The sequence below is a fragment of the Martelella radicis genome, from assembly GCF_014196625.1.
In the GTDB taxonomy this organism is placed as follows: domain Bacteria; phylum Pseudomonadota; class Alphaproteobacteria; order Rhizobiales; family Rhizobiaceae; genus Martelella; species Martelella radicis.
In genome coordinates this window covers 216,816-236,046 of record NZ_JACIDZ010000008.1, presented here as the reverse complement: position 1 = coordinate 236,046, position 19,231 = coordinate 216,816, and the positions used below count along the sequence as shown (strand labels likewise).

Below are 19,231 nucleotides of genomic sequence, written 5' to 3'. Positions count from 1 at the left end.
ATCAGGTGCCAGGGAACGGTCTCTAACGACCAGGATGCCGGACGACCTTCCGCCCGCACACATCATACCACAAGCCGCTATACACAGGATGCCGGGTCGAGCCCGGCATGACGGTGATTCGTGGAGCGACACGGCTTCAAGAGCGTCACCGAAAATCCGGCCAGGCCAGACGCCCGGCCCTCATTGCCTGATCCGGCTGCCGTGCGAAAATACCGAAAACCCGTCTCCGCGGGCGCTGGCGACAAGCGTGATCCCCGCCTTCTCCGCCGTTTCGACCGCGAGCGCGGTCGGCTGCGAGACGGCGATCAGCACCGGTGCCCCGGCGACAGCCGCCTTCTGCACCATTTCCACCGACAATCGGCTGGTGACGACGAAGGCGCCGCCTGCAGCCGCCTCGCCCTGGCGGGCAAGAGCGCCGATCAGCTTGTCGAGCGCGTTGTGGCGGCCGACATCCTCCCGCATCGCAACCAAGCCCGTGGCTGGCCTGAAAAGGCCCGCCCCATGGACGGCGCGCGTCTTGGCAAAAAACGGCTGATGTCGGGATAGGGCCGCAACCGCCGTATCCACATCGTCGGTCGACATCGTGAAATCATCGCCTTCAACGACCGGCACCGGGCGCATGGCGGCATCGATGCTTTCCAGCCCGCAAAGCCCGCAGCCGACGGGGCCCGCCATGGAACGGCGACGCGCGGCAAGGGCGGCAGACCGGTCTTCCGCGAGCGTTATCTGGAGATCGATGCCGGAGGTGAACGGAACCGGCTCGACGCCAAGGATTTCGTCGGGACGGCGGACAATGCCTTCCGTCAGGCTGAAACCATAGGCGAGATCGACAAGGTCGGCTGGGGTCGCCATCAGCACGGCATGGGAGGAGCCGCCATAGCTGAGCGCTACGGCCGTTTCGGCGGCGAGCGACTGCGAACCGCTGGCCGACTTCCGGCTGCCGACGGAAAAAAGCGGCTTCAGTGGACGGGCTGCGGGTCGCTCCTCCTCAGCCATTTTCCGCCACTCTGGCGGCGCGGCGCGGTTTGCTTTCCCCCTGAAGCATGGCGGCAATCAGTGCAAGCGACGACGAAAGCTCGATTTCCGACGAGGCGGCGAGCGCCACGCGGATTGCGGGGGCAGAGGGTTCGCGCCCGGCGCGGAACGAACTGCCGGCGGCGACAGCAACGCCGCGATGGCGGGCGCGATCGACGAAGGCGGCCTCGTTCGTGCCCTCGGGCAGCGGGATCCACACATGCAGCGCGCCCGGCGTCATGGCGCAGGCAACACCGGAGAGTTCCTTTTCGGCGATCGCCCGGCGGCGCTTCAGCGCCATGCGCTGCCAGTTGACCAGTTCCATCGCCGTCCCGTCGACGATCCAGCGGCTGGCGATTTCGGCCATCACCGGGGTCGCGATCCAGTTGGCGGCGAGATAGCGGTTGGAAACGGCGGCCGCGTACCGGTCGGGAGCGACCAGAAACCCGCATCTGAGGCCGGGAATCGTGTTCTTCGACAGATCCGTCATGTAGAGCGTGCGCTCCGGGGCGAAGGCCGCGAGCGGCGGCGGCCGGTTTTCCACCAGCGGCCCGAGCACGTCGTTCTCGATGATCGCAAGATCGAACCTGCGCGCGATCGCCGCGATCGCCCGTCGCCGCGGCGCGCTTGTCACCGTACCGCGCGGTCCGGCTGCCGATGGCTGCAGAAAGATCGCCCTCAGCCGCTTGCGCGCCGCAAGCGCCTCGAGCGCCGAAGGCAGGATCCCCTCCGCGTCGGTAGGGACCGGTTCGAGGTCGATGCCGAGATAGCCGGCAAGCGGCCTCGCCATCGGATGGGTCAGCTCCTCCGCCGCCATGGCCGAGCCGGGCGGCGCAACGCTCATGAAGGCCGCCGTCATCGCATCGCTGGAACCGTTGGTGACGGTAATGCCGTGCGGCGGGGCCTTCAGGCCGCAGGCCGCCAGCCAGCTGACGCCAGCCATGCGGTAGCGCCGGAACAGCGCATTCGGGATCATCGAGAAGGCAAGGTCCGGCGGCATGGTCGCGCCGAGCTCGGCAAAGGCGTTGCGGAACCGACCGAGACTGCGGCTCTCGCAGACTGGCTTCAGGATCGAGAGATCGACGACGCCGGAGGTCCCTTCTGTCAGATGCGGCCGCTCGGGCGCATTCGACGCCGCCTTGATATAGGAGCCGCGCCCGACCTCGCCGGTGACGAGCCCCCGTCGGGAAAGCTCCTCATAGGCACGGGAGACGGTCTGGACGGAGATCTTCAGGTCAGCCGCCATCTGCCGCTGCGGCGGCAGCCGCATGCCGTCGATCAGCAGGCCATCGCGGATGGCGCCGGCGATCTGTTCGGCAATGGAGAGATAGGCCGGTCGCTTGATCAGCCTCGGATTGGGACGCCATTTGGTCATGCCCCATCGTGCGGCAAATCATATCAATTGACAATAGGTCAACCGGGACGTTGGAAACGAGATGGCGTCACAAGTCATTGAAACAGGAGTATCTTTGCCTCAGTCCGGGTGAGGCCGGCGGCCAAAATCAGTGCAATTGGTTAAGACAATGTGAAAGCCGGTCAGGTGCCGAGGCTCTCGATCTTGGTGCAGAGCCAGTCCGACAGCTTCAGCGAGGCGGCAGCGGCGGCCACCATCTGCGGCAATGTCAGCCACTCCAGCGTCCACGCCGCGCCCGAGCGCTCCTGCTCATGCACCAGCGCCATATGCATGGCCGAAAGCTGGGCGGCGTTGAAGCGCGACAACGAGACCAGCACCTCGGCCGTCACCGGATTGCGCTTGCCTTCGATATCGGAGGATTCCCCGCCGCCGGAAAGCTCGATTTCCTCGCCCATTTCGGCAAGCAGCGCGATGTCGAGGCCGAACTTGCCGAGGCTCCCGGTGATCTGCGACATGGCTGAGGCGAATTCCGCGATCACATTGCGCTGGTTCTGCCATTGCGGCGCGTCGATCAGGCCGAGAAGGTCTGCCAGCATGGCCCGGACCTCGACGGCCTCATCCGGTAACCGGTGCAGCGTGCCGACCGCGCCGCCGAATTGCACCGCGAAGAGCTGGCCGTCGAGCCTCAAGAGAAACTGCCGGAGGTAAAGCACCGGCTCGCGCCAGGAGCGCAACCGGTCGGAAACGGAGATCGGCATGGCCGGCTGCATGCGGGTGCGCCCCATCAGCGTGCGTTCGCCGAAGCGTGAATCGAGCGTTTCCATGCGCTGGAACAGGTGATCGAGACGATCGATCAGGAGCGTCGACACCGCCGACAGCCGCATCATCAGCGAGGTATCGATGACATCCTGGCTGGTCGCGCCGAAATGGACATGGTCCGCTGCATCCGGTCCGACTGCCGCGCGGAGCTGGCGCACGAGATCGGGCACGACAATGCCGTCGCGGCCGGTCGCGATCTTCAGCGCCTCGATATCCGGAGAGAAGGCGGCACAGACTTCGCCAATGCGCTTCGCCGCCGCTTCCGGAATGACGCCGGCACGGGCCTCGGCCTCGGCCAGGGCGGCCTCGAAGGCCAGCATGGCCTTGATTTCCGCATCGAGCGAAAAGAAGGCGGCAACCTCGTCGTCGCCCACCAGGCCCGAAAGCACGGGATGATCAAATGCAGAATAACTCATGGATTGCGATCGCTTGCTACTGGAAACAGCAGGAGGGCGGAACCATCCCGACCGACACGGGTGCCGTGACGACCGGCACCGACCTCACATTGCGACAATGAGGCGGCAAGCGCAAGACCAGAGCCCGGTTTTTGCCGGCGCAGACAAAGAAGGCGGCCAGTGGCCGCCTTCCGATACGATGCTGTCGGCGCGGGTTACTTCCAGTCGCGAATATCGACAAACCGGCCTTCGATGGCGGCAGCGGCGGCCATTGCGGGCGAGACCAGATGGGTGCGGCCCTTGTAGCCCTGGCGGCCTTCGAAATTGCGGTTCGATGTCGAGGCGCAGCGCTCTTCCGGCTTCAGCCGGTCGTCATTCATGGCAAGGCACATGGAGCAGCCCGGCTCGCGCCATTCGAAACCGGCCTCGAGGAAGATCTTGTCGAGGCCCTCGGCTTCCGCCTGTTCCTTCACCAGGCCCGAGCCCGGCACGACCATGGCGTTGACGCGATCAGAAACCTTGCGGCCCTTGGCGACGGCAGCAGCGGCGCGCAGATCCTCGATGCGACCATTGGTGCAGGAACCGATGAAGACACGATCGAGTTCGATATCGGTGATTTTCGTTCCGGGCGTCAGGCCCATATATTTCAGCGCCCGCCATTTGGAGGCGCGCTTGGTCTCGTCGGCGATATCGTCCGGGTTCGGCACTTCGCCGGTCACCGCGATCACATCTTCCGGCGAGGAGCCCCAGGAGACGATCGGCGGCAGGTTGGCGGCATTGAGCGTCACGACGCGGTCATACTCCGCGCCCTCGTCCGTCGTCAGCGATTTCCAGTATTCGACAGCCCGGTCCCAGGCCTCACCCTTCGGCGCGCGCGGGCGCTCCTTGATATAGGCGAAGGTCTTTTCATCCGGCGCGATCAGACCGGCGCGGGCGCCGCCCTCGATCGTCATGTTGCAGACGGTCATGCGGCCTTCCATGGAAAGGTCGCGGATCGCCTCGCCGGCAAATTCGATGACATGGCCTGTGCCGCCGGCCGTGCCGATCTCGCCGATGATCGCCAGGATGATGTCCTTGGCGGTGACGCCTTCCGGCGCCTTGCCGTCGACGCGCACCAGCATGTTCTTGGCCTTGGACTGGATCAGCGTCTGGGTGGCGAGCACATGCTCCACCTCGGACGTGCCGATACCGTGCGCGAGCGCGCCGAATGCACCATGCGTCGAGGTATGGCTGTCGCCGCACACGATCGTCATGCCCGGCAGGGTGAAGCCCTGTTCCGGTCCGACAATGTGGACGATGCCCTGGCGCTTGTCCTTTTCGGAGTAATATTCGACGCCGAAATCGAGCGCATTCTGGGCAAGGGCGGCCACCTGGATGCGGCTTTCCTCGTTCTTGATGCCGTTGACGCGGTCGGGCGTGGTCGGAACATTGTGGTCGACGACGGCCAGCGTCTTTGCCGGCGCATGAACCGTGCGACCGGCGAGCCTCAACCCCTCAAAGGCCTGCGGGCTGGTGACTTCGTGGACCAGGTGACGGTCGATGTAGATGAGACAGGTACCGTCATCCTGGCTGTCCACCAGATGATCGTCCCAGATCTTGTCGTAGATTGTGCGAGCCTTGCTCATGATTTCGTAACCCATTTTTCGATGAACAGGAAAGGGCGCGGTTGCCCGCTGCCGGCATTGCTTTAAAACAAGCGTCAGCTAAGTCGGGCGTTGAGCGCGCCGGAAATCATCGCAAAGAAGCGGCTCGGCAGGCGCTTTCTGTCCTGCAGCACGAAGGGCCTGAACGAAACGGCCGCGCTCTTTCTGTCAATGATCCTCATGGGCCGGTCTTTACCAGCTTTCTCGGGCTCCGGCAATCATTTACGAGAATGGTTCAAAACTGGCTCCGGACGTGACTCGCACGCGCCTTGAGAAAGACGAGAAGGGGGTCGGCCGACATCCCGCCGCTTTCGTGCCACTCCGCTGCGTCTTCATCGTCAAAGACGAAACGGTCTCGACCCTTGGCGGTCGAGGCGAGCACGGGTGTGGCAATGGAACCCAGGATCATCGGGTTGCCGGCGCCTGCCACAATGGCGCGTGTAAGAAACATTTCTACTCCGTACAGCCACAACCGGAAAAAGATGATCGCGGCTTCACAATTCAAGGGAGCACGGAGATAGGAAGCGATTCCGGCTTTTTCTTGTCAAGACCGGCGGACGGATCGCAAAACGCAAAGAAGCCGCCCGAAGGCGGCTTCCCGAAACGATTTCAAAAGCGAAAATGGCTTATTCGCTCTTGGCTGCCGCTGCAGCTTCCTTCTCCGCCTTGGCGGCGGCGCGGGCGGCCGCTGCTGCCTCGCGGGCCTCGTCGTTGAGGCGGCGCGAACGCACCGAGGTGTTTTCGGCGATACGGGCCGACTTGCCGCGACGGTCGCGCAGGTAGTAGAGCTTCGCACGGCGAACCTTACCGCGGCGGATCACTTCCACGCCCTCGACCTGGGGGGAGTAAACGGGGAATACGCGCTCGACGCCTTCGCCGTAGGAAATCTTGCGAACGGTGAAGTTCTCGTGGATGCCGCCGCCGGAACGGGCGATGCAAACGCCTTCGAAGGCCTGCACGCGGGTGCGGGTACCTTCCGTCACGCGGACGTTGACGCGCACGGTGTCGCCGGCTTCAAACGGGGGAAGTTCGCGCTGTTCGGCAATGCGCGCGGTTTCTTCAGCTTCGAGCTGCTCGATGATGTTCATCGGTCTAACCTCTTGATGTCTTGCTTTAACGGCCAGAGCGCTCGACAATCATCCTTCGGTCAATGCCTCCGGATTTGCCTTGTCTTCAAGGCGGGAGCGTTACGCGGTTGTTCTTTTCGGTAACCGGAACACCCGGTCAGGGCGGGCCTATAGACGATTTTCTGGCCTTTGTCACCCCTTTTGCGCGGCATTCCCGGCACAATCACGCCGAGTCTTCTCCCAATCCGCGCGCAACAGACCCATCATCACCGTATTCCAGCGTTCATCGCCGAAACGGGCGGAAGAGCGACGCACGCCCTCCTCGACAAAACCGAGAGCCCTATAGGCGCGAATGGCCGCCTCGTTAAGGTCGTAAACATTGAGTTCGACCCGCATGATGTCTGGTTCGTTGAACGCCTCATCCACCAGCAGGCCGAGCAACGGTCGCGAAAGCCCCGTCCCCCGCAGTTCAGGCGCGATGGCGATGCGGCAGAGCCGGCTCACGCCGTTCAGCCGGTCGAAGGCGATCTGACCATGCCCCGCCAATTTTCCTCCGTATCTTGCCGAGAAACAGGCGAGCGCAGGCTTTGAGCCGAGCATGTCGGCGGAACCTTCGCAAAGCTGGTCATAGCAGAAGGGAAAGGGAAGCTGCGTGCCGCCCCAAAGGGCCGCCACCCGGGCATCCGCAAACCAGCCGGCCACGATGTCGAAATGCGAGCGAGAGAACGGTTCGAGCTGCAAGTCTTCAGTCGGCATCCTTGCCACTCCCGGCGAGAAGATCCGGCCGCCGCTCAGCCGTCAGCCGCAACGCCTCGTCATGGCGCCATTTGTCGATGGCCGCGTGGTTGCCCGAGGTCAGCACCTCCGGGATCGTCTCACCCTCCCATTCGGCCGGACGGGTATAGTGCGGATGCTCCAGCAGGCCGTCCTCGAAACTCTCATGCGTGCCGGAAAGCGCATTGCCCATCACGCCCGGCAGGACGCGCACCACGGCATCAAGCAGCACGAGCGCCGCCGGCTCGCCGCCGGAAAGGATATAGTCGCCGATCGAGACTTCCTCGAGGCCGCGCTTATCTATGACACGCTGATCGACGCCCTCGAAACGGCCGCAGACGATGACGGCGCCCGGCCCTTCGGCCAGTTCGCGCACCCGCGCCTGGGTCAGCGGCTTTCCACGCGGGCTCATGAGGAGGCGCGGCCTGCCGTCATTAGCGGACACGGCGTCGATCGCGCGCGCCAGGATATCCGGTCGCAGCACCATGCCCGCGCCGCCGCCCGACGGCGTATCGTCGACGCTGCGGTGACGATCCTCGGCAAAATCGCGGATGTTCACGGCTTCCAGCGACCATTGCCCGCGCTCGGCCGCCCGGCCCGCAAGCGACGTGCCGAGATGGCCGGGGAACATCTCCGGATAGAGCGTGAGAACGGTGGCCTTGAAGGACATCGCGGCGTTACCGGCCTTCGGGATCGGGAAAATCCGGCCCGTCATCGTCCTCGCCACCGACAAGGCCGGCGGCCACGGGGTCGATCAACACACGGCGATCCTCGAAGTCGATCTCCAGCACGGCGCTTTCGTTGAACGGGATCAGCACCGGGCGACGGCCCGGCCCCTTCAGCTCCAGAAGATCGCCCGCGCCGAAATCGAAGATCGCGCTGATCGCGCCGTAGCTGTTGCCGGCATCGTCAAAGACATCGAGGCCTTCGAGGTCGGCGTAGAAATATTCCTCGTCCTCAAGCTCGTCATCGGGCAGGTTGTCGCGCTCGATATAGAGATTGAGGCCGCGTAAGGCTTCCGCTGCCGTGCGATCGTTCACGCCGCGAAAGCGGATGACGATCATGTTGTTCTTGCCCGGGCGCGTTTCGAGGATCTCGAACACGCGGCCGTCCTCGGCATGGAGATTGCCATAGTCGCCGACGGTCAAGGGGTTCGCGGTAAAGCAGCGCACCCTGACATCGCCGCGCAGGCCCTGCGCCGCGCCAATGGTCGCCATCAGGATCGGGTCATTGAGCTTTGCCATCGTCGTTCTTTCCTGCCGTTTATGGCTATCTATGCCCTTTTGGCGCAAAGGAAAAGGCCGGACGCATGCGCCCGGCCCCTGTTCGATGCCTGAAAACCGTCTTCCACCCGACGAGGGGCAAACGGCTGACGGCAATCCGGCTTATTCCGAAGCTTCGGCAGCGGCTTCTGCTGCAGCGGCGGCTGCTTCCTCGGCCTTCTGCTTTTTCTCGGCAACGCGCTCTTCGGCCTTCTTGCCGGGCTTCGCCTTGTTCGGGTTGTTACGGGCCTTGCGCTCGGCAATGCCGGCTTCGGCGAGGAAGCGCAGCACGCGGTCGGTCGGCTGGGCGCCGGTTCCAAGCCAGTACTTGACGCGCTCTTCGTCAAAGACGACGCGGTCTTCCGCATCCTTCGGCAGCATCGGGTTCCAGTGGCCGAGCTTCTCGATGAAGCGGCCGTCACGCGGCGAACGCTCGTCGGCGGCAACGATGTGGTAGTAGGGGCGCTTCTTGGAACCGCCACGGGCGAGACGAATCTTGATTGCCATTTTGTTTTCTCCTTAAAGGCATTTCTGTCGGACCGCAGTCCATTCGTTTGTTGTTCCCGCTGCCTGCAACCACGCTCTGGCTGGCGCACGGGGCATTCTCAATGACCGGAGACCGGCCTATTTCTCCTGACCGCCATGCTGGGCGGCGATCTGCTCATGATGCCGGATCACTTCCTTGATGATGAAGTTCAGGAAGGTCTCGGCAAAATCGGGGTCGAGATCGGCGCTTTTGGCCAGGTCCCTCAACCGCGAAATCTGTTGTTCCTCGCGCGCCGGGTCGGCCGGCGGCAGGTCGTGTTCGGCCTTCAGGTGCCCCACCGCCTTGGTGCAGCGGAACCGTTCGGCGAGAATATGCACCAGCGCGGCATCGAGATTGTCGATCGACTGGCGGTACTGAAGAAGTTGCTCTTTCGGAGTCATGCCGTTTTCTCCAGCAACATCTCAGGCGGCAGGTGACGGTAGACGACCGCGTCCCTGCCGTAGATTTCGAGCGTCTTCTCGGCCGTCGCGCCCAGGCGCTCCGCCAGACGAATGGACGGCGCGTTGTCCGGCTCGATCAAGCTCATGACCGTCGGCCAGCCAAGTTCACCGTAAACGTAACGAAGCGCCCGCGATGCCGCCTCGAAAGCGTAACCCTTGCCGTAATGCTCAGGCAGCAGCGCCCAGGCAATCTCGGGCTCGGGCATGTCGGCGGGATGCCAGGGGCCGCAAAAGCCGACAAAACGTCCCGTATTCTTCTCTTCCAGAGCCCATTCGCCGAAACCATTCAGGACCCAGTGCCCCGCATAGGCGGCAAGCCTGCGCCACGCATCGCCCTTCGAAAGCGGTCCGCCATAGTAGAACGACCGCTCCTCGGCGAAGAAAGCCGCCATCGGCTCAAAATCTTCGCGCTGGAAAGCGCGCATGACCAGTCTCTCGGTTTCCAGGACAGGGACGTTAGTCACTTCTTCTTGCCCTTTCCGAAGCCGCCGAAGCCGCCGCCGAGACCGGGAAGCTTCGGCCCGCCAAGGCCCGGCAGACCGCCCGATGGCATGCTGCCTGCGCCGCCGAGGCTGCCGGCCTTCTTCTCGAGTTCGGCCAACTGGTTGGCATCGAGCTTGGAGAGGTCGGGCATGCCGCCCATGCCGCCCGGCATGCCGCCGCCGCCCATCATGTTCATCATCTGCTTCATCTTGCCCTTGCCCTTGCCGCCCACGGCTTTCATCATGTCGGACATCTGGCGGTGCATCTTCAGAAGCTTGTTGATATCGGCGGCGGATGTGCCGGAGCCTGCTGCGATGCGCTTCTTGCGCGAATTCTTCAAAACGTCGGGGTGGGCGCGCTCATATTTGGTCATCGAGGAAATGATGGCGAGCTGGCGCTTGAAGACGCTGTCGTCCATGCCGGCGGCGGCCATCTTTTCCTTCATACCGCCCATGCCGGGCATCAGACCCATAATGCCGCCCATGCCGCCCATGTTCTGCATCTGTTTCAGCTGTTCGGCCATGTCGTCGAGGTCGAACTTGCCCTTGGCCATCTTTTCGGCCATGGCTTTCGCCTTTTCGGCGTCGATCGTCTCCGATGCCTTTTCAACGAGCGAGACGATATCGCCCATGCCGAGAATGCGGTCGGCGATGCGCTTGGGGTGGAATTCCTCCAGCGCATCCATCTTCTCGCCGGTACCGATCAGCTTGATCGGCTTGCCGGTGACCGCGCGCATGGAAAGGGCAGCACCACCGCGCCCGTCGCCATCCATACGGGTCAGAACCAGGCCGGTAATGCCGACGCGTTGATCGAAATTGCGGGCAAGATTGACGGCGTCCTGACCGGTCAGGCTGTCGGCCACCAACAGGATCTCGTGCGGATTGGCCTGTTTGCGAATATCCGCCATCTCGACCATCAGCGGCTCGTCGATATGGGTGCGGCCGGCGGTATCGAGGATGACCACGTCATGGCCGCCGAGCTTGGCCGCCTGTACCGCGCGCTTGGCGATGGCGACCGGGTCCTGCCCCTTGATCACCGGCAGCGTGTCGACCGAGGTCTGCTCGCCGATCTGCTTCAGCTGTTCCTGGGCGGCCGGACGACGCGTGTCGAGCGAGGCCATCAGCACTTTTCTGCGGTCGCGATTGGTCATCCGCGCCGCGATCTTGCCGGTGGTCGTCGTCTTGCCCGAGCCCTGCAGGCCGACCATCATGATGACGACAGGTGCTGGCGCGTTGAGATCGAGCGTGACGCCCTCGGAGCCGAGCATCTCGACCAGTTCGTCATGGACGATCTTGACGACCATCTGGCCGGGCTTGATCGACTTCAGAACTTCCGCGCCGACGGCCTTTTCCCGCACGCGGGCGATAAAGTCGCGCACCACCTCCAGCGCGACGTCGGCTTCCAGAAGCGCGCGGCGCACTTCGCGCAGCGCTGCCGATACGTCGGCTTCCGAAAGCGAGCCGCGGCCGGTCAGTCCCTTGAGGACGGAACCAAGGCGGTCCTGGAGGTTTTCAAACATAGCCCATTCCCTTTTCGTTTCGCACTTCGCGAAACGTTGGCACCTCTGCCGGCAAATGCAAGACGCAAAGCAAAATTCCATCCGAGGGCGCATCGCGCTGTCGGATGTTGACCTCCGGGCTCTCTTTATACCTTTGCGGGCCCCGGTCGGCGGCTGAACGTCTTCACTGTCAGCAGATTTGGGGGCGATAAACCCCAAGATTGCGGCAAAGTCAAGCCTGCGTGACCTCTTTCGCCGTTTTCAAGGTCTGGAACTTTTTCGGGCCCGGCGCATATATCCGATGAGTTCCGTTTCAGCAATCAAGGGTGGCCGGCAAGCGCCGGATCAACCGAAAGGGCTTTTCATGATCCCCACGCGCGTGCGTCTGCAAAAGAAGAACCGCTACTATAACGGTCCGAAAAGCGATCATTTCGACGGCACATTGTTCTTCAACCCCGACGGCATGAACCCGCCGGGCCTTGCCGAGGTCGTCAAATGGCAGCTTGCCCACAAGCGCACGCCCTGGCCGAAGGAAGTCGCCTGCCGCTATGCCCCACACACGCCGGACGCGCTTGTGTCCGGAAACGGCATGCGGGTGACGATGATCGGCCATGCCAGCCTCCTGATCCAGGTCGCCGGCGTCAACATCCTGACCGACCCGGTGTTTTCCGAACGCGTCAGCCCGTTCGATTCCGTCGGGCCGAAACGGGTCTGCCCGCCGGGCGTCCTGTTCGAGGACCTGCCCAAGATCGATGCCGTGCTGATCACCCACAACCACTACGACCATCTGAGTCATGCCTGCCTGAGACGCCTTCAGACCGATCACGCGCCCCGGATCATCGCGCCGCTCGGCAATGACACGGTGATCCACCAGAAGGTGCCGGATGCGGATGTGACGGTGCTGGACTGGGGAGACCAGGCGCCGCTTCCCGGCGGCGTCAATGTGTTTGCCGAGCCCTGCCACCACTGGTCGGCGCGCGGGGTCACCGACCGGCGCATGGCGCTCTGGGCCGCCTTCGTGCTGGAGACGCCCGCAGGCCGCATCTACCACATCGGCGACACCAGCTTTCACGAGGGGCGCAACTACCGCGCGGCGGCCGAGAAATACGGCGGCTTCCGCCTCGCCAACCTGCCGATTGGCGCCTATGAGCCGCGCTATTTCATGAAGAACGAGCATCAGGACCCGGTGGAAGCCGTCAAGGGCTTCGAGCTCTCCAAGGCCGCCTATGCCGCTGGCCACCATTTCGGCACTTTCCAGCTCACCGACGAAGGCCATGACGATCCGGTCAGGCTGTTGAAGGCCGCCCTTTCCGATGCCGGCATCGATGAAGACCGTTTCCGTCCGCTGGAGCCCGGCGAAGCCTTCGACGTGCCGGAGGTCGACTGAGCCTTCAGGCTTTCAGCCGCGCGAGGCGTTTGGGATCGCTCAGATAGCGCACCGCATCTCGTCCGACCCAGGCTTCGGTGCGGTCTGCGCGCGCCGCCAGTTTCTCCGCAAGCGCCAGCGCAGCCCTGTGGCAGCGGATATTGCGCATGCCGATATTGCGCAGCGCCCAATTGACCGCCTTCTTCACGAAATTGCGCTGGTCCGCGGCATGCGCTTCGATGAGCGGGAAGAGCGCCAGGAAGCTTTCGTCCGGCTCCTTCTTCCGGTGGACGGCCGCGCCGGCGATCATGGCAAAAGCGGTCCGGCGCACGAATTCACGGTCATCCTCGGCGAAGGCGGCGACAAGGGCCGCGTCAAACCGCGCCTCGACAAACAGATCGGCTGCAAGATCGACCATTTCCCATGAGGCAAAATCGCCGGCGAGCGCAAGCATGTCCTCCTGCGTCAGTTCAGCCGGATCAAAGGTCAGCAAGGCCAGCATCTTCGCCTCGCGCACCGGGCTTTGCCAAAGCGCCGACGCCCGCCCATGGTTCACGCCGACAGCCTTGGCGATCTGCCGCAGCTCGGGGTTGGAAAGGCCGATGGCCGCGTCGGTCCTGATGCCGACGCGCTCCATCTCCGCAAGCCGCGCCGGATCGGCGCTGGCCTTAAGGGCCGAGAGAATGTCCCGCGTTGAAGAGTCTGAGGAAAGCTCCATCTTTGCCTCCAAGGCTGACGCCTAGCGACCAGCCAGCGATGCCTCCGTCGATGAGGCGCCCTCGCGCTTTTTCAGCGCATGTTCGCGCCAGATGGTGAAAGCGCCGGCGCCGACGACGGTGAGCCCGCCGGCAATCATATGCACGCTCAACTGTTCCTTGAACACCAGAACGCCGAAAAGCGAGCCATAGACGAGCTGCATATAGGTGATGGTCTGCACGGTCACGGCTTCGGTCACCGCAAGCGCCCGGATGAGGAGATAATGCCCTGAAATACCGGTGAAACAGAGTGCGACAAGCCAGCCCCAGTCGGCAAGCGGCACATCCTCCCAGAAGAACGGGCCGATGAGGCTCGTCAGCACCATGCCGACCACGCCGGTATAAAACAGGCTGACTTCCGGCGCGTCATAGCGCCCGGCAAGGCGGGTATAGAGCGAATAGAGCGCAAAGGTGAAGCAGCAGCCGACCGGCACCAGCATCGCCAGCGAGAATTGCTCGCCGAGCGGATCGATGATGACCAGCACGCCGAACAGGCCGACGACGATCGCCAGCCAGCGACGCCAGCCGACGCGCTCGCCGAGAAGCGGCACCGACAGGAGCGCCACCACCAGCGGGGCGGCCATGAAGATCGCCTGGCTCTGGGCAAGACCGACAAGGGCAAAGGACAGGATCGAGATCAGGATCTGCGCCACCAGCAGGAAGCTTCGCCAGATCTGCAGGACGGGATGATGGGTCACCGTCGCGGCCTTGAAACCGCCCGGCGCGCGGGCCGCCAGGATGATCACGAACAGGCCGAAGGCCCAGAAGCGCACCATGGCGATGAAGAACGGCGAATAGAGCGGACCGAGATGGCGGGTGATTGCGTCCTGGACCGCAAAGATCGAGACCGCGCCAAAGGCAAGGACGACACCGGAAAGCCTCATGCAGCCGCTCCGGCGCGGCGTGAGACATCAAGGGCAATGGGCCGGCAGACCGGTAAACCGATCACCTTCGCGGCAAAATAAGGAACTGGCATCGTTTCAGAACTTTCAAGAGGCATGGCGCGGGCATGTGTCCGGACCATGGCTGGCAGCGGGATATCTCGACAAACGCAAGGGACGACCGAAACGTTCGCTGCCTGGGGAGGATTTGTCCGACATTACACTTCATGGCGGCCGACGCAAAGGCCGCTCGCGGCCCGCAGCGTTCGGCCGGGACTATTTTTCGCGGCAAGCGAGGGCACGGACTGGTGACGACGGCGGTTTTCGCCCATATAACGCCGGAAGCAAAGGCAGGCGACGGAGCCCTTGATGGCGGACAGCACGAACATGGTGCGCATGGAGCGCATGAACGGTCTTGGCAACAAGATCCTTGTCATCGACATGCGCGGGCGCACCGACAGGGTGACGCCGGCGGCCGCGATCCGGCTTGATGCCCATCCCGATACCGAATTCGACCAGATCATGGCGCTCTACGATGCCCGCGAGAACGCGCCCGACGGCTGGATCGATATCCTCAATTCCGACGGTTCGATGGCGCAGGCCTGCGGCAACGGCACGCGCTGCGTCGTCGACTATCTGACGCGCGAAACCGACAAGGACCGCTTCGCCTTCCGCACCATTGCCGGCGCGCTCCTTGCAGAACGGCTTTCCGACAGGCTGATCTCCGTCGACATGGGCGCTCCGATCTTCGACTGGGAGAAGATCCCGCTTGCAGGACCCGCCGCCGACACGACCCATGTCGCGCTGCCCGAACCGCATGAGGCCGATCCGGCGCTGCAACGCTTTTCCGCCGCGTCCATGGGCAATCCCCATGCCGTGTTCTTCGTGCCGCGCGATGTCGACAGCTACGACATTCTTGCCTTCGGGCCCCGCTACGAGCGCCATCCGCTGTTTCCCGAACGCGCCAACATCTCGCTGGCGCAGGTCACCTCTCCCTCCTCGCTGTCGCTGAAGACCTTCGAGCGCGGCGCCGGCCTGACGCTCGCCTGCGGTTCGGCCGCCTGCGCCGCCGCCGTCTCAGCCGCCCGCACCGGCCGAACCGGCCGCAAGGTCACCGTCTACCTGCCCGCCGGCGCGCTGGAAATCGACTGGCGCGAGGACGACGACCACGTGATCATGACGGGGCCTGCGGAACATGAATGGTCGGGTAGAGTGGATCCGGCGACGGGAGAATGGGCGCGCTGAGGAACTCAGCTTTGCTCCTCGACACGCCTAGCCACATCCTGCTTTGACCCCTGCCCTTTCAATCGCCGACCTTTTGCGCCATATAGCCGTCAAACCGGAACAACAGCGCCAGCAATGACCCTGAAAACCCTGACATTCGGCTGCAGGCTGAACACCTATGAGAGCGAAGTCATGCTCAAGGCGGCTGAGGAAGCGGGCCTTGGCGATGCCGTGCTGGTGAACACCTGCGCGGTGACGGGCGAGGCGGTGCGCCAGGCGCGCCAGGCGATCCGCCGGGCGCGGCGCGAGAACCCGGATGCGCGCATCATCGTCACCGGCTGCGCGGCGCAGACGGAGAAGGAGACCTTCGCCGCCATGGCCGAGGTCGATGCCGTGCTCGGCAATGCCGAGAAGCTTGAGGCCGAAAGCTACCGGGCCCTGCCGGATTTCGGCGTTTCGGCGGAAGAAAAGATCGTCGTCAATGACATCATGAGCGTGACGGAAACCGCGCCGCAGATGGTGGAAAGCATTGACGGGCATGTGCGCGCCTTCCTGCAGGTACAGAATGGCTGCGACCACCGCTGCACCTTCTGCATCATTCCCTATGGCCGCGGCAATTCCCGCTCCGTGCCGATGGGCGCGGTGGTCGAGCAGGCGCGCAAGCTTTCCGAACAGGGCTATCGCGAGATGGTGCTGACCGGGGTCGACGCCACATCCTACGGCGCGGACCTGCCGGGCCAGCCGACGCTCGGCCTTCTGGCAAAGACGCTGCTGAAACAGGTGCCGGAAATTGCCCGCCTTCGGCTTTCCTCGATCGACAGCATCGAGGTCGACCGGCACCTTCTCGATCTGATCGCCGACGAACCGCGCTTCATGCCGCACCTGCACCTGTCGCTGCAACACGGCGACAATCTGATCCTGAAGCGGATGAAGCGCCGGCATTCGCGCGACGACGCGCTCGCCTTCATGGCCGAGGCAAGGCGGCTGCGTCCGGACATGGCCTTCGGTGCGGATTTCATCGCCGGCTTTCCCACCGAAACCGAAGAGCATTTTGAAAACACTGTGCGGCTGGCTGAGGAAGCCGGGATCGCGCATCTCCATGTCTTTCCCTACAGCCCCCGGCCCGGAACGCCGGCCGCCCGCATGCCGCAGCTTGACCGTGCGCTGGTGAAGGAACGGGCAAGGCGGCTGCGCGAGACCGGAGAGGCGCTCAAGACGCGCCATCTCGACGGGCTGGTCGGCACGACCCAGACCGTGCTCTCCGAGCGCGGCGAAACCGGCCATGCGGAAAACTTCGCAGCCGTGGCCATGCCGAAGTTCAAGCCCGGCCGTTTCGTCAGCGCCCGCATCACCGGCCATGACGGCAGAAGGCTTCAGGCAGTATTCGCGGACGCTTGAGGCCTTGCACCCTGCCGGGTTGCGTTGACTGTGCGTTGACAAGGTGCTTCGGGGCACGGGATAAGGAACCGCACAACGGCAAGAACAGGACAGTATTCCCATGGCCCTCGGCTTCATGAAAAACGTCTTCACCTTCGGCAAAAAGGAACAGAAGCCGCAGGAAGATCAGGTCGTCGCGCCTGAGGAGGAAACCGAAGCGCCGGAGACCGCGACGACGGAGCCGGAAGAGGCCGCAGGCGCCATCACCGAGGCCGACAGCAGCGATCCCTGGGATGATGACAGCATTGTCGGCGGTGTCGTCGGCCGGTCTTCCGAGGAGCCGGAAACGCCGCCGGAAGAGCCGGAGCCGGAAGAAGAGCCTGCCGCCGAAGCCCCCGAGACGCCCGCACAGGCGGAAGAGCCTGCCGCCGTGATGCCGGTCGAGGCACCGCCTGAGGCCGCGGAAGAGCCGGTCCCTGCCCCGAAAAAGAACCAGGGTTTCGAAATCACCGCCGGACCGACGCCCGAAGCGCCAAAGCCGCAGCCGACGAAGAAACTCTCCTGGTTCCAGCGATTGAAGGCCGGCCTGTTCCGCACCTCGCAACAGCTTTCCGGGCAGATCACCGCACTCTTCACCAAGCGCAAGCTGGACGAGGAAGCGCTGGAGGAACTTGAAGACCTGCTGATCCAGGCCGATCTCGGCATCGAGACGGCGATGCGCATCACCGATACGCTTTCGGCCGAACGCTATGGACGCGATGTCACCGGCAGGGATGTGACCCGCATCATGGCCGGCGAGATCACCAAGGTGCTGCAGCCGGTGGCAAGGCCGCTGGCGCTGGATCTGTCGAAGAAGCCGCATGTCATTCTCGTCGTCGGCGTCAACGGCACCGGCAAGACCACCACGATCGGCAAGCTCGCCGCCAAGCTGACGCGCGCCGGCCTCAAGGTAACGCTGGGCGCCGGCGACACGTTTCGTGCCGCGGCCATCGAACAGTTGAAGATCTGGTCCGATCGAACGGGCGCCGAATTCGTCGGCACCAAGCTCGGGGCCGATGCCGCAGGCCTTGCCTATGACGCCTTCAAGCGCGGACAGGAAAACGGCTCCGACGTCGTCATCATCGACACGGCGGGCCGGTTGCAGAACAAGGCCGAACTGATGGACGAACTGGCGAAGATCGTCCGCGTGCTCGGCAAGCTCGATCCGGACGCGCCGCATACCGTGCTGCAGACGCTCGACGCCACCACCGGCCAGAACGCCATGAGCCAGGTGGAAATCTTCCGCAATGTCGCGGGCGTTACCGGCCTCGTCATGACCAAGCTCGACGGCACCGCGCGCGGTGGTATTCTGGTGGCGATTGCGGCCAAGCACAAATTGCCGGTCTATTTCATCGGCGTCGGCGAGGGGATCGATGACCTCGAACCCTTCGAGGCGGAGGAATTTGCCGAGGCGATTGCCGGGACGCCTGAGGAAGAAGAGGCCTGACTTGAGGCCTTCGCCCGCAAAATAGCCGTTTTTGGGGTTGAAGGGACGCCGCCCCCATATGATATGAGCCGACGACCCCACCCTTGAGAAGCGACAGAGCATGAGCGACAGCAGCCCGAAGAAACTGACGACCGAACAGAAGGAAGAGCCGTTCCTGAAGCTTGTCTTCGAGCTCGGTCCGCTGATGATCTTCTTCTTCGCCAATCTGCGCGGCGAATGGCTGATGCGCACCTTCCCGGCCCTTGCCGCCTTCGGCACGCCGCTTCTGGTGGCAACCGCCCTGTTCATGGCCGCAACCGTGATCTCGCTCGTCGCCTCGCGCATCTTCATGGGCAAGGTGCCGATCATGCCGCTCGTCTCCGGCGTCGTCGTGCTGGTGTTCGGGGCGCTGTCGATCTGGCTGCAGGACGAGACCTTCATCAAGATGAAGCCGACCATCGTCAACGGCCTGTTTGCCGCCGTCCTGCTCGGCGGCCTCGTCTTCGGCCGCTCGCTGCTCGGATATGTGTTTCACTCGGCCTTCAGGCTGGATGACGAGGGCTGGCGCAAGCTGACGCTCAGATGGGGCCTGTTCTTCATCTTCCTGGCGATCATCAACGAGGTCGTCTGGCGCAATTTTTCCGACGATGTCTGGGTCAATTTCAAGGTCTGGGCGACGATGCCGATCACCATCGCCTTCACCCTTGCCCAGATGCCGCTGATCATGCGTCATTCGGTCGAGCCGATCGGCGAGGAAAAGAAGGACGAGGGCTGAGGTCTTTAGACCATTTCGCAGTCAGATGGAAACATCGGACGTTCGCGAAAATGCGCCAAAACAAATAGATAGAGCGGTTGCGCGTTTCCAAG

21 protein-coding genes are annotated in these 19,231 nt (G+C 63.7%); 5 read left to right on the top strand and 16 right to left on the bottom strand.

Features of this window, described 5'->3' with window-relative positions; translation table 11 throughout:
• Positions 1–180: 180 nt before the first annotated feature.
• The 14 genes from fdhD to ffh all read right to left on the bottom strand — a co-directional run bounded on the left by fdhD (position 181) and on the right by ffh (position 11,317).
• Positions 181–996 carry a formate dehydrogenase accessory sulfurtransferase FdhD gene (gene fdhD / locus GGR30_RS13480; protein ID WP_183487095.1) on the bottom strand — a complete coding sequence of 272 codons (816 nt, stop codon included), beginning with the start codon at positions 994–996 and terminating at the stop codon, positions 181–183.
• Entirely contained in the window at positions 989–2,389 is a 1,401-nt protein-coding gene (ehuR, locus tag GGR30_RS13475) for a MocR-like ectoine utilization transcription factor EhuR (protein WP_183487093.1), read from the bottom strand. Before ehuR ends, fdhD begins: the two co-directional genes overlap by 8 nt.
• 161 nt (positions 2,390–2,550) lie before the next feature.
• Positions 2,551–3,603, bottom strand: a complete 1,053-nt coding sequence (locus tag GGR30_RS13470; protein WP_183487091.1) for a 3-carboxy-cis,cis-muconate cycloisomerase — start codon at positions 3,601–3,603, stop codon at positions 2,551–2,553.
• Positions 3,604–3,797: 194 nt separating this feature from the next.
• Positions 3,798–5,207: a 3-isopropylmalate dehydratase large subunit gene (gene leuC, locus GGR30_RS13465; RefSeq protein ID WP_183487089.1), complete on the bottom strand. Its 1,410-nt coding sequence runs from the start codon at positions 5,205–5,207 to the stop codon at positions 3,798–3,800.
• Positions 5,208–5,281: 74 nt separating this feature from the next.
• Positions 5,282–5,407, bottom strand: coding sequence for a hypothetical protein (locus tag GGR30_RS23595; RefSeq protein ID WP_281285213.1), 126 nt, complete (start codon positions 5,405–5,407; stop codon positions 5,282–5,284).
• Positions 5,408–5,460: 53 nt separating this feature from the next.
• Positions 5,461–5,676 (bottom strand): hypothetical protein, encoded by a 216-nt coding sequence (locus GGR30_RS13460; RefSeq protein WP_183487087.1) that lies wholly within the window; start codon positions 5,674–5,676, stop codon positions 5,461–5,463.
• Positions 5,677–5,851: 175 nt separating this feature from the next.
• The gene (gene rplS / locus GGR30_RS13455; RefSeq protein ID WP_024710089.1) at positions 5,852–6,313 is read right to left on the bottom strand and encodes a 50S ribosomal protein L19; all 462 of its coding nucleotides are present in this window, start codon (positions 6,311–6,313) and stop codon (positions 5,852–5,854) included.
• 171 nt (positions 6,314–6,484) lie between these two features.
• Complete coding sequence (locus tag GGR30_RS13450) at positions 6,485–7,048, bottom strand: GNAT family N-acetyltransferase (RefSeq protein ID WP_183487085.1); 564 nt, start codon at positions 7,046–7,048, stop codon at positions 6,485–6,487.
• The gene (gene trmD, locus GGR30_RS13445; protein WP_183487143.1) at positions 7,038–7,736 is read right to left on the bottom strand and encodes a tRNA (guanosine(37)-N1)-methyltransferase TrmD; all 699 of its coding nucleotides are present in this window, start codon (positions 7,734–7,736) and stop codon (positions 7,038–7,040) included. The genes GGR30_RS13450 and trmD overlap by 11 nt, the downstream gene beginning before the upstream one ends.
• Before the next feature lie 7 nt (positions 7,737–7,743).
• On the bottom strand, positions 7,744–8,310 hold the full coding sequence (gene rimM, locus GGR30_RS13440) for a ribosome maturation factor RimM (RefSeq protein WP_183487083.1): 567 nt from the start codon (positions 8,308–8,310) through the stop codon (positions 7,744–7,746).
• A gap of 141 nt (positions 8,311–8,451) precedes the next feature.
• The gene (rpsP, locus tag GGR30_RS13435) at positions 8,452–8,835 is read right to left on the bottom strand and encodes a 30S ribosomal protein S16 (RefSeq protein WP_183487081.1); all 384 of its coding nucleotides are present in this window, start codon (positions 8,833–8,835) and stop codon (positions 8,452–8,454) included.
• 117 nt (positions 8,836–8,952) lie between these two features.
• The gene (locus GGR30_RS13430; protein ID WP_183487079.1) at positions 8,953–9,255 is read right to left on the bottom strand and encodes a chorismate mutase; all 303 of its coding nucleotides are present in this window, start codon (positions 9,253–9,255) and stop codon (positions 8,953–8,955) included.
• A complete protein-coding gene (locus GGR30_RS13425; protein WP_183487077.1) occupies positions 9,252–9,740 on the bottom strand; it encodes a GNAT family N-acetyltransferase in 489 nt (162 codons plus the stop codon). Before GGR30_RS13425 ends, GGR30_RS13430 begins: the two co-directional genes overlap by 4 nt.
• 35 nt (positions 9,741–9,775) lie before the next feature.
• Positions 9,776–11,317, bottom strand: a complete 1,542-nt coding sequence (gene ffh, locus GGR30_RS13420) for a signal recognition particle protein (RefSeq protein ID WP_183487074.1) — start codon at positions 11,315–11,317, stop codon at positions 9,776–9,778.
• A 343-nt stretch (positions 11,318–11,660) separates the two neighbouring features.
• Here ffh and GGR30_RS13415 point away from each other — a divergent pair, with 343 nt between their 5' ends.
• Complete coding sequence (locus tag GGR30_RS13415) at positions 11,661–12,683, top strand: MBL fold metallo-hydrolase (protein WP_183487072.1); 1,023 nt, start codon at positions 11,661–11,663, stop codon at positions 12,681–12,683.
• Between the two features lie 4 nt (positions 12,684–12,687).
• Here the strand turns inward: GGR30_RS13415 and GGR30_RS13410 are convergent, their stop codons facing one another.
• Both GGR30_RS13410 and GGR30_RS13405 read right to left on the bottom strand, forming a co-directional pair.
• The gene (locus GGR30_RS13410) at positions 12,688–13,380 is read right to left on the bottom strand and encodes a DNA alkylation repair protein (protein ID WP_183487070.1); all 693 of its coding nucleotides are present in this window, start codon (positions 13,378–13,380) and stop codon (positions 12,688–12,690) included.
• A 21-nt stretch (positions 13,381–13,401) separates the two neighbouring features.
• Positions 13,402–14,301: a DMT family transporter gene (locus tag GGR30_RS13405; protein WP_183487068.1), complete on the bottom strand. Its 900-nt coding sequence runs from the start codon at positions 14,299–14,301 to the stop codon at positions 13,402–13,404.
• A 366-nt stretch (positions 14,302–14,667) separates the two neighbouring features.
• Here GGR30_RS13405 and dapF point away from each other — a divergent pair, with 366 nt between their 5' ends.
• From dapF to GGR30_RS13385, 4 genes are all read left to right on the top strand, one after another.
• A complete protein-coding gene (gene dapF / locus GGR30_RS13400) occupies positions 14,668–15,543 on the top strand; it encodes a diaminopimelate epimerase (protein WP_246413849.1) in 876 nt (291 codons plus the stop codon).
• A gap of 114 nt (positions 15,544–15,657) precedes the next feature.
• Complete coding sequence (gene mtaB, locus GGR30_RS13395; RefSeq protein ID WP_183487066.1) at positions 15,658–16,920, top strand: tRNA (N(6)-L-threonylcarbamoyladenosine(37)-C(2))-methylthiotransferase MtaB; 1,263 nt, start codon at positions 15,658–15,660, stop codon at positions 16,918–16,920.
• Positions 16,921–17,020: 100 nt separating this feature from the next.
• Positions 17,021–18,385 (top strand): signal recognition particle-docking protein FtsY, encoded by a 1,365-nt coding sequence (ftsY, locus tag GGR30_RS13390; protein WP_183487064.1) that lies wholly within the window; start codon positions 17,021–17,023, stop codon positions 18,383–18,385.
• A 100-nt stretch (positions 18,386–18,485) separates the two neighbouring features.
• Complete coding sequence (locus tag GGR30_RS13385) at positions 18,486–19,139, top strand: septation protein A (protein WP_183487062.1); 654 nt, start codon at positions 18,486–18,488, stop codon at positions 19,137–19,139.
• Positions 19,140–19,231: the final 92 nt, after the last annotated feature.

Coding starts and splice junctions, on each gene's coding strand:
- fdhD (WP_183487095.1), bottom strand. CDS start 996: ATGGCTGAGGAGGAGCGACCCGCAGCCCGTCCACTGAAGCCGCTTTTT.
- ehuR (WP_183487093.1), bottom strand. CDS start 2,389: ATGACCAAATGGCGTCCCAATCCGAGGCTGATCAAGCGACCGGCCTAT.
- GGR30_RS13470 (WP_183487091.1), bottom strand. CDS start 3,603: ATGAGTTATTCTGCATTTGATCATCCCGTGCTTTCGGGCCTGGTGGGC.
- leuC (WP_183487089.1), bottom strand. CDS start 5,207: ATGAGCAAGGCTCGCACAATCTACGACAAGATCTGGGACGATCATCTG.
- GGR30_RS23595 (WP_281285213.1), bottom strand. CDS start 5,407: ATGAGGATCATTGACAGAAAGAGCGCGGCCGTTTCGTTCAGGCCCTTC.
- GGR30_RS13460 (WP_183487087.1), bottom strand. CDS start 5,676: ATGTTTCTTACACGCGCCATTGTGGCAGGCGCCGGCAACCCGATGATC.
- rplS (WP_024710089.1), bottom strand. CDS start 6,313: ATGAACATCATCGAGCAGCTCGAAGCTGAAGAAACCGCGCGCATTGCC.
- GGR30_RS13450 (WP_183487085.1), bottom strand. CDS start 7,048: ATGCCGACTGAAGACTTGCAGCTCGAACCGTTCTCTCGCTCGCATTTC.
- trmD (WP_183487143.1), bottom strand. CDS start 7,736: ATGTCCTTCAAGGCCACCGTTCTCACGCTCTATCCGGAGATGTTCCCC.
- rimM (WP_183487083.1), bottom strand. CDS start 8,310: ATGGCAAAGCTCAATGACCCGATCCTGATGGCGACCATTGGCGCGGCG.
- rpsP (WP_183487081.1), bottom strand. CDS start 8,835: ATGGCAATCAAGATTCGTCTCGCCCGTGGCGGTTCCAAGAAGCGCCCC.
- GGR30_RS13430 (WP_183487079.1), bottom strand. CDS start 9,255: ATGACTCCGAAAGAGCAACTTCTTCAGTACCGCCAGTCGATCGACAAT.
- GGR30_RS13425 (WP_183487077.1), bottom strand. CDS start 9,740: ATGCGCGCTTTCCAGCGCGAAGATTTTGAGCCGATGGCGGCTTTCTTC.
- ffh (WP_183487074.1), bottom strand. CDS start 11,317: ATGTTTGAAAACCTCCAGGACCGCCTTGGTTCCGTCCTCAAGGGACTG.
- GGR30_RS13415 (WP_183487072.1), top strand. CDS start 11,661: ATGATCCCCACGCGCGTGCGTCTGCAAAAGAAGAACCGCTACTATAAC.
- GGR30_RS13410 (WP_183487070.1), bottom strand. CDS start 13,380: ATGGAGCTTTCCTCAGACTCTTCAACGCGGGACATTCTCTCGGCCCTT.
- GGR30_RS13405 (WP_183487068.1), bottom strand. CDS start 14,301: ATGAGGCTTTCCGGTGTCGTCCTTGCCTTTGGCGCGGTCTCGATCTTT.
- dapF (WP_246413849.1), top strand. CDS start 14,668: ATGGCGGACAGCACGAACATGGTGCGCATGGAGCGCATGAACGGTCTT.
- mtaB (WP_183487066.1), top strand. CDS start 15,658: ATGACCCTGAAAACCCTGACATTCGGCTGCAGGCTGAACACCTATGAG.
- ftsY (WP_183487064.1), top strand. CDS start 17,021: ATGGCCCTCGGCTTCATGAAAAACGTCTTCACCTTCGGCAAAAAGGAA.
- GGR30_RS13385 (WP_183487062.1), top strand. CDS start 18,486: ATGAGCGACAGCAGCCCGAAGAAACTGACGACCGAACAGAAGGAAGAG.